Origin of the sequence: Paenibacillus sp. FSL R7-0333, assembly GCF_038000365.1 — a bacterium.
Taxonomy (GTDB): Bacteria; Bacillota; Bacilli; order Paenibacillales; family Paenibacillaceae; genus Paenibacillus_AQ; species Paenibacillus_AQ silagei.
Window position 1 is genome coordinate 5,873,696 of sequence record NZ_JBBOBZ010000001.1, and the last position, 13,993, is coordinate 5,887,688.

Annotated in this window: 14 protein-coding genes; 4 read left to right on the forward strand and 10 right to left on the reverse strand. The window is 56.1% G+C overall.

What is annotated here, in order from left to right; translation table 11 throughout:
• Nucleotides 1-276 precede the first annotated feature (276 nt).
• The 3 genes from MKY86_RS24805 to nagA are packed head-to-tail and all read left to right on the forward strand — an operon-like array spanning nt 277 to nt 3,064.
• The gene (locus MKY86_RS24805) at nt 277-1,155 is read left to right on the forward strand and encodes a MurR/RpiR family transcriptional regulator (RefSeq protein ID WP_076082351.1); all 879 of its coding nucleotides are present in this window, start codon (nt 277-279) and stop codon (nt 1,153-1,155) included.
• On the forward strand, nt 1,155-1,883 hold the full coding sequence (gene nagB / locus MKY86_RS24810; protein ID WP_036727151.1) for a glucosamine-6-phosphate deaminase: 729 nt from the start codon (nt 1,155-1,157) through the stop codon (nt 1,881-1,883). Before MKY86_RS24805 ends, nagB begins: the two co-directional genes overlap by 1 nt.
• Entirely contained in the window at nt 1,871-3,064 is a 1,194-nt protein-coding gene (nagA, locus tag MKY86_RS24815) for an N-acetylglucosamine-6-phosphate deacetylase (protein ID WP_076082348.1), read from the forward strand. The genes nagB and nagA overlap by 13 nt, the downstream gene beginning before the upstream one ends.
• A gap of 194 nt (nt 3,065-3,258) precedes the next feature.
• Here the strand turns inward: nagA and MKY86_RS24820 are convergent, their stop codons facing one another.
• Complete coding sequence (locus tag MKY86_RS24820; RefSeq protein ID WP_076082346.1) at nt 3,259-4,002, reverse strand: YhcN/YlaJ family sporulation lipoprotein; 744 nt, start codon at nt 4,000-4,002, stop codon at nt 3,259-3,261.
• A 189-nt stretch (nt 4,003-4,191) separates the two neighbouring features.
• On the opposite strand from MKY86_RS24820, the gene MKY86_RS24825 reads away from it, so the two are divergent.
• Nucleotides 4,192-5,262 (forward strand): glycosyltransferase family 4 protein, encoded by a 1,071-nt coding sequence (locus tag MKY86_RS24825; protein WP_076082344.1) that lies wholly within the window; start codon nt 4,192-4,194, stop codon nt 5,260-5,262.
• A 106-nt stretch (nt 5,263-5,368) separates the two neighbouring features.
• On the opposite strand, the gene MKY86_RS24830 is transcribed toward MKY86_RS24825, so the two are convergent.
• The 9 genes from MKY86_RS24830 to MKY86_RS24870 all read right to left on the reverse strand — a co-directional run bounded on the left by MKY86_RS24830 (nt 5,369) and on the right by MKY86_RS24870 (nt 13,992).
• The gene (locus MKY86_RS24830) at nt 5,369-6,412 is read right to left on the reverse strand and encodes a glycosyltransferase family 4 protein (RefSeq protein WP_076082341.1); all 1,044 of its coding nucleotides are present in this window, start codon (nt 6,410-6,412) and stop codon (nt 5,369-5,371) included.
• Entirely contained in the window at nt 6,409-7,131 is a 723-nt protein-coding gene (locus MKY86_RS24835; RefSeq protein WP_076082337.1) for a glycosyltransferase family 2 protein, read from the reverse strand. The genes MKY86_RS24830 and MKY86_RS24835 overlap by 4 nt, the downstream gene beginning before the upstream one ends.
• A gap of 25 nt (nt 7,132-7,156) precedes the next feature.
• Entirely contained in the window at nt 7,157-7,732 is a 576-nt protein-coding gene (locus MKY86_RS24840; RefSeq protein ID WP_076082334.1) for a class I SAM-dependent methyltransferase, read from the reverse strand.
• 73 nt (nt 7,733-7,805) lie between these two features.
• Complete coding sequence (locus MKY86_RS24845; RefSeq protein WP_076082332.1) at nt 7,806-8,522, reverse strand: glycosyltransferase; 717 nt, start codon at nt 8,520-8,522, stop codon at nt 7,806-7,808.
• Nucleotides 8,519-9,514, reverse strand: a complete 996-nt coding sequence (locus tag MKY86_RS24850; protein ID WP_076082330.1) for an NAD-dependent epimerase/dehydratase family protein — start codon at nt 9,512-9,514, stop codon at nt 8,519-8,521. Before MKY86_RS24850 ends, MKY86_RS24845 begins: the two co-directional genes overlap by 4 nt.
• Nucleotides 9,511-10,350 carry a dTDP-4-dehydrorhamnose reductase family protein gene (locus MKY86_RS24855; protein WP_036727137.1) on the reverse strand — a complete coding sequence of 280 codons (840 nt, stop codon included), beginning with the start codon at nt 10,348-10,350 and terminating at the stop codon, nt 9,511-9,513. Before MKY86_RS24855 ends, MKY86_RS24850 begins: the two co-directional genes overlap by 4 nt.
• Nucleotides 10,347-11,333 (reverse strand): polysaccharide biosynthesis protein, encoded by a 987-nt coding sequence (locus MKY86_RS24860; protein ID WP_076082328.1) that lies wholly within the window; start codon nt 11,331-11,333, stop codon nt 10,347-10,349. The genes MKY86_RS24855 and MKY86_RS24860 overlap by 4 nt, the downstream gene beginning before the upstream one ends.
• Entirely contained in the window at nt 11,323-12,417 is a 1,095-nt protein-coding gene (gene wecB / locus MKY86_RS24865) for a non-hydrolyzing UDP-N-acetylglucosamine 2-epimerase (protein ID WP_076082326.1), read from the reverse strand. The genes MKY86_RS24860 and wecB overlap by 11 nt, the downstream gene beginning before the upstream one ends.
• Before the next feature lie 51 nt (nt 12,418-12,468).
• A complete protein-coding gene (locus MKY86_RS24870; protein WP_083685552.1) occupies nt 12,469-13,992 on the reverse strand; it encodes a glycosyltransferase in 1,524 nt (507 codons plus the stop codon).
• Nucleotide 13,993 lies beyond the last annotated feature (1 nt).

Here is a 13,993-nt window from a genome sequence, read left to right on the forward strand (position 1 = left end):
TCCCTCCCCCCACCCACAAATCCACCACCTCCATCTCCTTAATTCAGCCCCAGACCTGCCTTAAAGCAAACTGCCTATTGCAACCTTCCGCGATTTGTTTTATTCTGATTATGAAAATAATTTTCTTTAAAAACGTATTAATTTTGTAAAACAATTTCATAAGCGGTGCATTAGGCAAAGCTAAGTATATCCCTACTACTTGTCCATTTCTGCATTTTCATTCTATACGTAGAGAAAGCTACATGAATCTGAATCTATAGAAAAGAAGGTGAACGCTTGTCTCCCATTCTGCATGCTCTGGAGCATGACAAGCCCAAGCTGTCGCAAATGGAACGCAAGCTGGCTGAGCGTATTCTGGCCTCGCCCGGGGAGATTGTCCATATGGGCATCACCGAGCTGGCGGAGGAGTGCGGCATCAGCACAGCGACGATTACGCGGTTCTGCAAAGCGCTGCACTTCAAGGGGTATCCTGATTTCAAGCTCAAGCTGGCGGCTGAGCTGGCGCATAGCGATGGCTCACCGGAGACCGGCAGCTCCTCTTATCAGGACATCGTGGCCGGCAATCCGCTGCAATTCATTGTAGAGGCCATGCAGGCCAACCACCTGGCCTCGATCCGGGATACCACCTCGCTGCTGGATCTGAGCCGGCTGCAGCAGGTTATTGATCTGCTGTGCCGGGCACGGCGGGTTGATCTGTACGGGATGGCAACCTCATCCATCGTAGCCCAGGATTTCTATCAGAAGCTGATCCGCATCGGTGTGAACTGTACCGCTTTTGCCGATTCCCATATGCAGATTACTTCCGCTTCCTCACTCTCCTCCGGCGATGTTGCCTTCGCAGTCTCTTATTCAGGTGAGACCCCGGAGACGGTGGATGCCTTAACCTGTGCGGCCGCAAGCGGCGCAGCCACGGTGTCGTTAACCTCATACGGAAGCAGTACTCTCGCTACACTCGCTGATATTCCGCTGTTCTCCTCGTCTCTTGAGCAGGGCATGCGGCGCGGTGATATGGCCTCACGGATCGCTCAGCTGCACATTATCGATATTCTGTTCACCGGCATGGTCAGTACCCGGTTCGGGGATTTCATCCCAAGGCTTGAGCAATCTTACCGGAACGTCCAACATTACCGTCATAATCGGGGAGGTCAAATCTAATGAATATTTTGAAATTTCAGCATGAAGAAGATTTCGCAGCCACAGGAGCTAACCTGATCGCCAGTCTGCTGCAGAGCAATCCCAGAGCCGTTCTGGGGCTGGCTACCGGAAGCTCCCCTGTCGGGGTATACGAGAAGCTGGTGGAGATGCACCGCAAGGGCAATGTCAGCTTCGCCAAAGCATCATCCTACAACCTGGACGAATATGTCGGACTGCCTGTGGATCATCCACAGAGCTACCGGAGCTTCATGAATGAGCATCTGTTCAATCACATTGATATCGACCTGGCACGCACCCATGTGCCTAACGGAAATGCTCCAGACCTTGCGGCCGAATGCCGTGCGTATGACAAGCTGCTGGAGGATAACGGTCCGGTGGATCTGCAGATCCTCGGCATCGGCAGCAATGGCCATATCGGCTTCAACGAGCCGGATGCCAGCCTGAGCAGCGGAACACATGTGGTCGATCTGCTGGAAGAGACCCTGGAAGCCAATGCCCGCTTCTTCGAGCGTGTAGAGGATGTGCCGCGTCAGGCGGTAACAATGGGCATCGGCGGAATTCTTAAGGCGAAGCAGATTGTACTGCTTGTCCGCGGGGAAGAGAAGGCGGAAGCAGTTAAAAATGCGCTGGAGGGCCCAATCACTACCCAGTGTCCCGCCTCGCTGCTGCAGAGCCATCCGAATGTGGTCGTCCTGCTGGATGAAGGAGCTGCGAAATGGCTGAAATAAACGGTGCGCACGGAGAATTGTTGTACGGCAAGGTGCTGACTCCTGACGGAATCACCGAGCAGGGTGTGATTGCCGTAGCGGATGGCTTGATTCAATATGCCGGAGAAGCCTCCTGGCTGCCCGCAGCCTATGAGAGCTGGCAGACAGTCACCCGGGAGCCGCAAGGTCTGCTGATCCCCGGATTCGTCGATGTGCATGTGCACGGCGGAGCCGGACATGACTTCATGTACAGCGATGCAGATGCGCTTGACGATATCACACGGTTCCATGCCTCACACGGGACGACCTCTATGCTTGCTACAACCATGACGGCTGCCAAGGCAGACATCGATCAGGTGTTAGCTGAGGTGGATGCTTATCGTTCCCGTGAAGGCGGCATGCCTTATGCAAGGCTGGCAGGTGTACATCTGGAGGGACCGTTCATCAGCGTGAGATGGCCAGGAGCGCAGAATCCTGAGCACATTGTTCCGGCTAATATAGAATGGCTGGAGGAATGGGAGGAAAAGTATCCGGGAATGATCCGTCAGGTCACCCTGGCTCCTGAGCGTGAAGCTGCCCTGGAAGCTATCCAGTGGCTGCGCAAGCATGGCATTACGGCTGCGCTCGGCCACACAGATGCCACATTCGAGCAGGTGATTACCGCTGCAGATGCCGGGCTGAACCATGCGGTGCACATGTTCAATGCCATGACACCGCTGCATCACCGCAAGCCGGGAACGGCCGGTGCCGTCCTGTTTGATCCCCGGATCAGAGCTGAGGTGATTGCCGATGGTATCCATGTTCATCCGGCAGCCATCAGCCTCATTACCCGGCTCAAAAATAATCATAATCTGCTGCTGATCACAGATGCCATGTCAGCAACCGGACTCAGCGACGGAGAATATGCCATCGGTGATCTGCCTGTGATCGTCAAGGACGGCATAGCCACGCTGAAGGAGCACCCCGAAGCGCTGGCCGGCAGCACACTGACGATGATTAGCGGGTTCCGTTATCTGGTTCAGGAGGTTGGTCTCAGCCTGCTGGAAGCCTCACAGGCTGCCAGCCTTAATCCGGCGCTGTCGCTCGGCATGCAGCGGTCTATCGGAACGCTTGAGGCAGGGAAGCGCGGCGATATTCTGCAGCTGGATCAAGACCTGAACCTGCGCGGTGTATGGATCGGCGGACGCAAGCTGGAGGCCTAATTCGGGGAATACACATCTTTGTATCCTTATAAATAAAGGTCCGTTTCAGCGGTATAAATACAACAATGCAGCCCTCTCATCCGGCTTTCCGGGTGCGGTGGCTGCATTATTTGTGTCTGTGCCCGTCCTATGAATAAGCCTCATATCCCTCTGGAATACTATCTTCATTCAAGGCACTATGCTGTAGCGCCTGCTTACTGTCCGCTGCGCGCAGGGAAAATCCGTTCCGCCATGATGCGGAATTCATTCGCGAAGCCTCTGAGCGGATGTCCGGCACGGAATTCCCGGGCATAATAATCGGCCCGTTCCACGAAATCCGGGTTCGCCGAGACATAGACATTGCTGACATATGTGTTGCCTTTTTTAACCTCTGCGGCGATTTTATTCTTGATCTCCCCGGGAAGCGTGTCTTTATCCTCCCCTATACTGCTTCTGGACATAATCCCATTATTCCCGTTCCCCGGATAATCCTTGGGAGCCGCCATGCCTGTACCGCCAACAGTTCCGGTGCCAGTCATACTTCCCGGAATGCCGGCCATGGAGCCGCCAGTTCCCGTCATTCCGGGAACGCCCGCAGCAGTTCCTCTTCCGGTAGCTTTCTCGCGGGTGGTACTCCGGGTGTGAACCTTGCCCGAAGCATCCTCCAGCATTACAGCGACATAAGCGCTTCTGCCAACCATAATAACGTTAGCTGAACGGACTTCCCGCATCGCCGCAACACGGTCAGCCAATTCCTTGCTCATCTCCATGCTGCCGAAGTCATCGTCACGGTTCATGTCCCGTGCGGAGTTCACGTGGATTCGCCCGTCTGTCCCCCGTACACTTTTCGTCTGCATATTGCCGCTATCTGCCGAATGGCCGGCACCGCAGCCGGTCATACTTATGGTGCCGAGCAGCAAGGCTGCAGACACGGACAAGCCTAATTTCGATCGCAACATTCCTTCATCCCCCATCACAGAATAATGTAGTGTAGTGTGACAACCCTTAGCATGGCTCCTCCGCTGCCCGGTTATCCAGAAAGGATTTGGCAGAGCTGCCCCCACAGTCACATGTAAGAGAACTCCGGCGTATCTTATATAACAGCAGACTGTGTTTCTCCGCGAGAGTCCAGATCAGGAGGGGTAAGCTTGAGAATTCTATTTACGTTTTATGTACCGAGCGGCGGGGTTGAGACCCTGAACAGACTGCGGTGTGAGAGCCTTCAGAAGAACGGCATCGAATGCCATGTGCTCTATCTCATGCCGGGGTCCGGCACCCACAATAGTGTAAGCTTCCCGGTATTTGTCACGAACCAGGATGAAGAGATCAGAACGGTACTGAATACCCATCATTATGACGCCATTATCGTAACCTCCGATTATCTTCTGCTCGAACGCCTGCGCCGGCTGGGGTATGGCGGCATCCTGATCTACGAGTCCCAGGGTCTGGGAACACGAAGTGAAGCACGTAACGTGATTATAGAGTCTGTGCCTTATCTCCAAGCCTTCTGCAATGCCGTGCTGATTCCCCCCACCGATCATTTACTGGAGCTGTTTATCGAGATCTGCCCCTGGCTACAGCGCTATGTTATTCCGAACCTCGTGGATGTACAAGGATTCCGCTATATCCCAGCCGAAGCGCCCGTTGATCCTGTCATCGCCTGGGTAGGGCGGCTGGAATCCAACAAGAATTGGAGCGAGTACCTGAAGATTGCCCACCATATCCGTAAAGCGAAACCTAACCTGCATCTCTGGATGTTCCATGATCCGAGCTTGGCCTCAGATGACCAGAAGGCGGCATTCAATGAAGAGCTGCATGCTCTTGGCCTGAATGACCGGCTGAATGTGTTCACGAACATGCCTAACCAGATGATGCCTGTCTATTATTCATCGATTGCCGCTTCAGGAGGCTTCTTGCTGTCCAGCTCAGTCACAGAAGGCTTCGGATATGCTGTAGCTGAGGCTGTCTGCTGCTCTTGTCCGGTACTCAGCACGGATTCCGACGGAGTCAGATCCTTCATCACCCATAATATTACCGGCAAATTCTATCCGCTTGGCAATGTGGAGGCAGCTGTGAACGAAGGCCTGGAGCTGATGAATAACATCCCGCTGCGTGAAGCTATCTGTTATCAGGGCCGCCAGCATATGGTTACGCATTTCGGATTCGATCAGTATGCGCATTCCTTCCGCGAGATGATGAATTCCTTCTCTATCTTCTAACTATTGCAAGCTTCCTATCCCCTGTCTTCCGGCAAAAAAACCTTCAACCCCCAGCATCAGCCGGGGGTTGAAGGTTTCTCTGTGTATGGCATTCTGCCCTGAGGCATTACGTGCCTTGTCTGGACACCATCTCAAACAGCTCAGCCTGGAAAATCTGCACGCTTCTCTCCCAGGTAAACTTCAAGGAATCCCGCTCTCCTCTGGCAGCCAGACGCCGGCGAAGCTCCTGGTCCTTAATGAGCGTCACGATATCCGCAGCAAGACGGTTCTCATGCCGATACGACATCAGGCAGTTCTGCCCGTGTGCGCAGTATTCGAGGTTCCCTCCTGAATATACGGTGACCAGCGCCGCACCGCAGCGCATCGCCTCCAGCCCCGGCAACGAACCGGCGTCATTGGTACTTGCGCTGACAAAAATATCTGTCTCATTATAATGATAAGCCAGCTCATTGTCATTGCCGGGTGTCCTAAGCTGATAGCGACCGGTGTTGATCAAGGCCTGCAGACTCAACGAGGCCGTAAATTCAGCAGGAGGGGTCATAATATAGATCTCCACCTCAGGATGAAGCCGCTTGACCATATCAAGCTGCTGAATCAGATATTCCTGCTCCCGGTGGCCGGAGAATCCGCCTTCCGGGCGCCGCATAATGGCCGAGACGATCAGCGGCCGGTCCGGAGTGTCGCGTAAATGCGTATTATGGAAATCCGAATCAACACCGACCGGAACAATTCTGCCCTTAATGCCATGATTGATCCGTATGACCTCCTGCTGCCAGCGCGACAGTACAAGCAGGTTGCGGGTAATGCCGTAGGAAGCAAACGACTGATTATTATCCGGCAGGAAATTCGGCTCATAGCATAAAGCCAACCGGATATGCAGCCCCTTGCCCTGCCGGCTGGCCCGCTCGGCAACCGGAACGGTTGTATAATAATTGGAGATAATTACATCCCCATAAGGAAAATCATGTTCCGTAAGTACCGTAGCGGGTGCAGTAATAATCGGACATTTCATCTCATATTCAACAAAGCCATGGCTGGGCAAAAGAACAACGACCTCATGGCCAATTTCAGCCAGACGGTTAGCCAGCTCGGTTATCATCCGCTGCGCGCCGCCTCTGGATAAGGTCAGAACCGGAAAGGTCAGTCTCAATTCCTTCTCTCCTTTCTCAGCAGCTCCGTCAATTTCCCCCTGTGCATGAACTGCACCTTGGCAATTTCCCGGTTCTGCGCTTCGCTGTGCAGGACCGAGCCCATCTCATTATGGACGCGGTAATCCAGCAGCGGCTCTTCTATATAAGACCACTCATAATGAGGCAGAATCCGCAGCCACATATCATAATCCTGTGTATACAGGAGGGTCTCATTAAACATACCGACCCTAGAGAGGATCTCCATATCAAACAGCACCGTGCTGCCGTTAACCGGACAGCTGGACATCATGGTCTGAATGAGGGCCGGCCTGCTGCAGGCCGGCATCCGAACGATGTCGTGAAACCGTTGCCCGTGCTCATTAATATAGTAGTAAGCCGTATGATTGAAGGAGGTTCCCGAGCTGCGGATGGCTTCTATTTGCCGTCTGATTTTATCGGGATGGAACAGATCGTCCGCGCTTAACCAGGCAAAATAAGCTCCGTTTGCCACCTCAATTCCCCTATTAAGCGCCGAGCCGGTTCCTCCGTTGGTCTTGCGGACATACACGATCCGGCTCTTATAGGCTTCAAGCTTCTCCGTATGGAGTGTGGAACCGTCATCCACCACGATCAGCTCGATATCCGCGTAGCTCTGGGCCAGCACGCTCTCAACCGCCAGATGCACGTAGGGACAATTATAGAACGGAATCACCACCGAGACCTTGGTCTTCTGATTCATGCCCCGGCCTCCTCCCTGAGTTCATTTATACTGTCTTGCAGGCGAGCAGGGCGTCCAGCGGCGCGTGATTCTCACCGAAGGCTTCCCGGAATGAAGGATTCTCCGCATGGTGAAATCCCTTCAGTACGGTTACCGCGTAGCCCAGCTTCAGGAAGTCCTCAGGCTCCCAGCCGCTCCAGTGTTTCTGGTAATACTCCCCATGCAGATTGAAATGGTCCTTCCCCTCCTGCGGGAAGAAGCCCCGTGGTGTAAATACGATGACACGGTTCGCAGCGATAAGCTCCGCCTTACGCAGCAGCTCTATGCCTTCACTCATCGAAAAATGCTCCAGAGAATCGATCAGAGTGACCGCAGAGAAGGTTCCCGGCAGGAACAGCTTATCGATATGGCCGGCATCGGCATGAACCGGAATGATATGAGGGGACTTGTATTTGCGGTGCAGCAGATAAGGCCTGTGGATATCCAGCCCCAGCACTACAGCGGCCTCATACCGCTCCAGCAGCGTACCGGTACCGCTGCCGATATCCAGAATACTCTCGGAGAATTTCAGCTGCTCCAGCAGGACCGGCAGGAAGTCTTTCACTTCAATTTCCCGGTACATATGCTCTCCCTCCTAAGCGTTAGTTGCTTGGTCTTGGGCTGTGCTGCCGTGCCGGCTATGCGCGCTCCGGCAGCTAGCCGCCCATGGAAGCAATCAGGGCGCTTAAGGGAGCGTGATAACGGGCACTGGTTGCTGCAGCCTCGGCCATAATGACATCGTAGTGTCTGAGCGTGCCCATTCCCTCATGCCGGCGGTAAGCCGTCAAGGACTGGTTCAGCATCACCGGTGCATAACCGTTCAGAATCGCCCGGTACCACAGATCATAATCATGGGTATACGGCAGTGCTTCATCGAACATCCCGATGGCTCCGAAGATCTCCCGCTTGAACATCACCGTACAGCCGTTGATGGGATTGCCGTACAGGAAGCAGCGCAGATATTCAAGCTGGTTCGGGAATACGGCCGCAGCATTCAGCTCCATAGCCTGCGAGTTTCCGTTAATGTAATTGAAGTTGGTGTACGAGATCAGCAAACGGTTCTGTTCCATGAACAGAACCTGATTATTGATCTTGTCACGATAGAACATATCATCCGAGCTGAGCCAGACTACATAATCTCCCGTGGCATGCGCAATACCGTGGTTAAGTGCCGAAGCGGTGCCGCCGTTGGCCTTGCCCAGATAGTGAATGTAGGGCAGATAAGGGGTAATCCGCTCTGCATGCAGAGTTGAACCGTCATCCACTACGATAATCTCATAAGGCTGCCAGGATTGGCTCATGGCGCTCTGCAGCGCCTGCTCAATATAAGGGCAATTGTAAAAAGGAATAACTACGGATACTCTGGGCTTCATAACAACCTTCCTTCCTTACCGGCCCTTGTATAGCCGATAATATCCGCCAGCGAACGGTCTAGCGCAATCTCCGGCATCCAGCCGGAAATAACAGCATAGTCCCCCGATTCTTCAGGCGGTACCTTACTATCAGCAGATTCAAATGGAGGCTTCGCCGGAACGGCAGGTGTCGGGGAAGGATTGCCCCGACTGTGCTCCTCCTGCGGGCCCCAGTCCATCGCAACCGGAGCTGCGGCATGGGCCAGCAGCTTCGCCGCAACCTCCCCCAGCTCCCGCTCTGTCCCGGAATCAATGCGGTAGATCCTTCCTGTCTCGCCCGAATCCAGAATGAAGCCATAGGCCCTGACCGCATCACGCACATCCAGAAAGTCACGCAGCGCATGGCGCGAGGAGAGCCGAAACGCAGCAGGTGCAGCCGATCCGGTTACAGCGGCTGCTTCACTGCGCACAATATGCTGTGCCAGCAGGGAACAGAAGCCGGTGGACGGACCCGGACCAATCAGGTTCGAGGGCTCCGCCATCAGCACCGGCTGTGCAAACAGCGTTGCCCAGGCCAGCGATACCAGCTCCTCCAGCGTCTTGCTAAGGCTATAGGGATGGGGCGGGTCTGCCGCACCCGGTCTATACTTAAGCCGGGAGCCGGCCACCAGAATACGGCTGGCCGGCTGGACACGCAGCGCCTCAAGCAAATATAGAGTAGCCATTACATTGGTTTCCATGTAGAGCAGCGGGTCCCTCCAGGACTCCGGGACCGAATTCTTGCCTGCCAGGTGCAGCACCTGATCCGGCTTCACCGCTCCAATCATTGCCGCCACAGCCCTGCGGTCCCCCAGGTCACAGACATACTGCTGAACGCCGTCCGGGAACAACTCCGCAGCTGGCTTGCGGCGGACTACAGCAGTCACCTCCGCTCCTCCGGCGGCAAAGTAGGCCACGGCATGCCTGCCGGTAAAGCCGGAAGCTCCGGTAATAAGGAGACGCCGCCCGCTCATGTCAGCAGCTCTGAGCTGCGCATAAAGTCGGCAAGCTCGCTAAGCATCCGGGGATAGGAAGGCAGCTCAATCGTGACATCGCTTCTCGTGCTGATCAGCGTCCGGTCCTGAACCGGTGTCTGCTGCGGGATGATCTCAACATCCTCTTTATGAAATGCGGTCTGCATCATCTGCAGCAGCTGATATTTGCTTACGGGCTGCGGGTGGGCCAGATGAATCAGCCCGGAGAGATCCGAGTCCAGCAGGGAATCGATGGCTTTGGCCAGCTCCAGGGTGGTGACTCCATTCCACATCACGCATTCATATCCGGTTACCCGGCCTTTCTGGGCCAGAAACCATTCCATGAGGCCGATTCCGCCGGAGCGGATCTCGGGCCCGATAATGGAGGTACGGATCGTGAGATGTCCGGGATCGCGCACTTCTCCAAGACTCTTGGTGAGGGCGTAGACCGAGGTTCCATCCGCGGCATCCTCCTCCGTATATCCGCCGCGTGTTCCTTCGAACACGCAGTCGGAGCTGATATGGATGAGCCGGGCATGGATCTGGTCCGCTGCCCGCCGCAGGCGGTGGGGCAGAAATCCGTTGACATGATACGCGCCGATCCGGTCCCGTTCGGCGAATTGATTGAGTACCCCCATCGCATTAATAATGCAATGGGGGGAGACGATTTCAACCAGCTTCTCTACACCGGCGATGTCGTCGGCGTCTACATACAACCCTCCAAGATCCTTCTTATCCCGGGTTGTATGGAAGATGTGGTGCTTGCCCTGGCGGCGAAAATACTCCGCCAGCATATGACCTGCCATACCATTTCCGCCGAGAATCAGGAGCTTCACTGGAGGAACCCTCCCCGGATCAGGATATCTTTGATTTCAGCCTGCTCCATCAGATGATTCTCCGAGCTGAAGCTGCTGAAGGACACATGGGGGAAATGACGGTAATGCTCCTTCAGCTCCGGCATATCGAGTGTGGGCAGAATAACCAAGTACTGCTCATCGTAGACCACCGTAGTCAGGCTCTCGAAATCGCTCATCAGGATCTCATGGATTTTCTCACCCGGGCGGATGCCGGTCTCGATCATACTGACATCCGTCCGGCCGGAAGCTTCGATCAGTACATCGGCCAAATCCACGATCCGGCAGGTCGGCATGGTCATGACAAAGATCTCGCCGCCGATACTGACATCGGAAGCCTTGAACAGCAGAGTAATGGCATCGCGCAGGGTGAAAAAGAACCGGGTCATGTTCATATCCGTAATCCTTACCTGTCCCTTGTCCTTGATCTGCTTCATGAACAGATGGACCACGCTGCCGTTCGTACCCAGCACATTGCCTCCGCGCACCGTAACAAACTTGGTGCCTGAGCCGATCAGATTGGCATAGACGAACAGCTTCTCACCGATGGCCTTGGTCATACCGTAGAAGTTCGACGGATTGGCCGCCTTGTCGGTAGAAATGTAGATCGCCTTCTCCACATTGTTGGCAATCGCGGCTTCGATGACATTTTGTGTGCCGACCACATTCGTCTTGAGCGCCTCGTACGGCTGGTCCTCGCAGACGGGTACATGCTTGAGCGCGGCCAGATGGAAGACATAATCCACACCGCGGCAGGCAGCCACCAGCGCATCCTTGTCACGGATATCGCCGATGATGAAGCTGAGATGCTTATCTTCAAATTCACGGCTCATGGCTACCTGTGCAGACTCACTGCGGGAGAATACGATGATTTCTTTGGGATGCTGCGGCAGCAGCTGCCGGATCAGCTCATGCCCCCAGGAACCGGTACCGCCTGTAACCAGAATCCGTTTATTATTGAACATGCAGGTTCCCTCCAAGCAGAAATTTAACTACCTTTACCGAGACACCTTGGGCAAGATACCCTTCCGGCGCCTCCCAATCGGGCTTAAGCGACGTCATCAGCACGGTGCAGCGCAGAATGCTGTTCTGTTCTACCCCGGACACTACATTACTTCCGCAATCGATAGTTTCCGGGCGTTCTGTCGTCCGGCGTATGGTCACCGTAGGCACTCCCATCAGGCAACATTCTTCTTGAACGGTGCCGCTGTCGGTAATGGCGCACAGGGCATAGCGTTCCAGATGAACAAAGTCAAAAAATCCGAAAGGTTCGTGAAACTCCACCAGCGGGTTCATACTCAGCGGGAACTGCTCCGTAAGCCTGGAGCGTGTACGGGGATGGATGCTGCAGATCAGGCGGAGTCCCAAATGCTCAGCCACCAGGTTCAGCCCGGACATGATCTGGAGCAGCGACTCCGGATCATCGACATTCTCGGCCCGGTGGGCTGTTACCAGCAGATACCGGCCGGCTTCAAGCTTCAGCCGGGACAGGATGTCACTGGCCGCGATCTGCTCTTCGTAATGCGTAATCACCTCATGGATAGGGTTGCCGGTTAACACAATACGCTGGCTGGGGAACCCTTCGCTGAGCAGATGTCTCTTACTCTGTTGGGTATAGGGCATATTTATGGTGGAGACGGCATCTATGACACGGCGGTTTTTCTCCTCCGGCACTTTCAGATCGTAACAGCGGTTGCCTGCTTCCATATGCACCACAGGGATGCCCATCCGCTCGGCCAGAATGGCACATAGCGCACTGTTGGTATCCCCCAGCAGCAGCACGCGGTCCGGCTGCTCTTGAAGCAGAATGCTCTCCAGACTGCCGAACATGGCGGCCAGCTGACCCCCGAGTCCGGCCTGCTTATCCTGCAGCACGTAGTCCGGTGCGCGGAGTCCCAGCTCAGCGAAGAATACCCCGCTGAGGCTGGCCGTGAAATTCTGTCCCGTATGCACCAGCACATGCCGCTCCGCATACCGGTCCAGCAGCGGAATGATGACACTAAGGCGGATGATCTCGGGCCGGGTGCCCAAAATCGTCATGATCTTCATGGGTTCACTCCCCTTTGATTATGGCCTGCCCTTAGGAACCGGGCAGGCTGCTCAGGATGCCTTACGCCGCCGCTTGCTCCGGCGGCTTCCGGCCTGACCCGCGCGGCGCTTCTTGCCGCCGCTGCTGGCCCGACGGCGCGCGGAGCCTGCCGCGCGCTTCTTGCGGCGCGGGCGCGTTCCCGCCGCGCCGCTCCGGGACTTGGCGCGGCGCAGCTTCGCGGCCCGCAGCCGTGCGGCGCGGCGCCCGGTCTTGCCCCGCGTCGGCTGTGCCGCGGGGGCGCTCTTCCCGCCCGCCGGCGCAGCTGCGGGCGGGGCTTCCGGGCCGCCGATGAGCTGCGGCGGCTGGAGGCAGTAGCGGAGATGCCACCTCTCCGCTAAGCCTTGCAGCCGGGCGCGGTAAGCCGCCGGGCCGTAGACGGCCTCGATGCGCTCCCGCGCCTGCCAGCCAATGCCGGCCGCCATCGCCTGGTCGGCCAGCAGCGCGTTCACCCGCCCGGCCAGCGCCTCCATGTCTCCCGCAGGCACTAGCAGCTCGCCGCAGCCTGCGGCGTCCAGAATCTCCCGCAGGCCGCCGGAATCATAAGCGACAACCGGCTTGCTGAAGGCATAGCCTTCCAGGGCGGTCATGCCGAAGCCTTCCCGGATCAGGCTGGGGACAACAAGCAGATCCATCGCGCAGTAAGCGGCCGGCAGACATTCTTCGTACCCGACAAACCGGAAGCGTGAGGTCAGACCCTCCAGCTTCACCTTGCGGACACAGCGCTCATAGTAGCTTTTATCCCCGGGAGTCCCCACTACGAGGTAGCGGGCAGCCGGATGCTGCTCATGCACCAGAACCGCCATCTTGACGAAATGCTCCAGCCCCTTCTCCTTATTAATGAAGGAAGAGACATAGCCGATCAGCGGGTCCCCCGGGGCGATCTTCAGCTCACTCCGCCGTTCCCCGCGCAGCTTGCTCCAGGCCTCGAACATCAAATCCGCGTCACTCCATGACGGAGGAAGCTGGGTCACCTTGCTATCGCGGATCCCCTCGGGGAAGCACGCTGCCGCTGTCTGTGAAATCGCCAGAATCTCATCGCTGTTGTTGTGGATCAGCTCTACGCTGATCGGGGTGAACTCGTTGTCTGTAATGGTCTCCGAGATCTTCCAGATCACTGGTATGCCCAGTGACTTCGCCGCGATGGGCGGCAGGGCATGCACACAGGTGCTGGTGATCACGAAGGACGGACGGAGCTCCGCAAGCCAGTGAGTCAGCTCATGATATTCCCGGCCCTCCTGCAGCTTGCGGATATCTGCCGGAAGACCGGCATAGGGAGTGTACACTCCATAGACCAGCGGAATAGACATCAGCCGGACTTGAAGGCCGTAGCTCCGGGCCAGCTGTGTCAGCTTCCCGTCCTGCGGGGCTACGAGGATACAATTGAAGTAAGGAGACAGCTCCCGGCTGAAGAATAACAGCAGCTTCTCCGCACCCGTAATACTGCGCGTGTTGGAGACATGGGAAAAGAGGACGATCGTCGCTTTGTCGGCCATGGTGTCTCGGCGCTCCCCTGCGAAGGGCTGTGGAGCAGCCATT

What these genes read in the sequence shown, in the direction of transcription:
- MKY86_RS24835 (WP_076082337.1), bottom strand. Translation starts at nt 7,131, where the DNA reads ATGAATCAGAAGACCAAGGTCTCGGTGGTGATTCCGTTCTATAATTGT.
- MKY86_RS24845 (WP_076082332.1), bottom strand. Translation starts at nt 8,522, where the DNA reads ATGAAGCCCAGAGTATCCGTAGTTATTCCTTTTTACAATTGCCCTTAT.
- nagA (WP_076082348.1), top strand. Translation starts at nt 1,871, where the DNA reads ATGGCTGAAATAAACGGTGCGCACGGAGAATTGTTGTACGGCAAGGTG.
- wecB (WP_076082326.1), bottom strand. Translation starts at nt 12,417, where the DNA reads ATGAAGATCATGACGATTTTGGGCACCCGGCCCGAGATCATCCGCCTT.
- MKY86_RS24870 (WP_083685552.1), bottom strand. Translation starts at nt 13,992, where the DNA reads ATGGCTGCTCCACAGCCCTTCGCAGGGGAGCGCCGAGACACCATGGCC.
- MKY86_RS24840 (WP_076082334.1), bottom strand. Translation starts at nt 7,732, where the DNA reads ATGTACCGGGAAATTGAAGTGAAAGACTTCCTGCCGGTCCTGCTGGAG.
- MKY86_RS24850 (WP_076082330.1), bottom strand. Translation starts at nt 9,514, where the DNA reads ATGAGCGGGCGGCGTCTCCTTATTACCGGAGCTTCCGGCTTTACCGGC.
- nagB (WP_036727151.1), top strand. Translation starts at nt 1,155, where the DNA reads ATGAATATTTTGAAATTTCAGCATGAAGAAGATTTCGCAGCCACAGGA.
- MKY86_RS24820 (WP_076082346.1), bottom strand. Translation starts at nt 4,002, where the DNA reads ATGTTGCGATCGAAATTAGGCTTGTCCGTGTCTGCAGCCTTGCTGCTC.
- MKY86_RS24860 (WP_076082328.1), bottom strand. Translation starts at nt 11,333, where the DNA reads ATGTTCAATAATAAACGGATTCTGGTTACAGGCGGTACCGGTTCCTGG.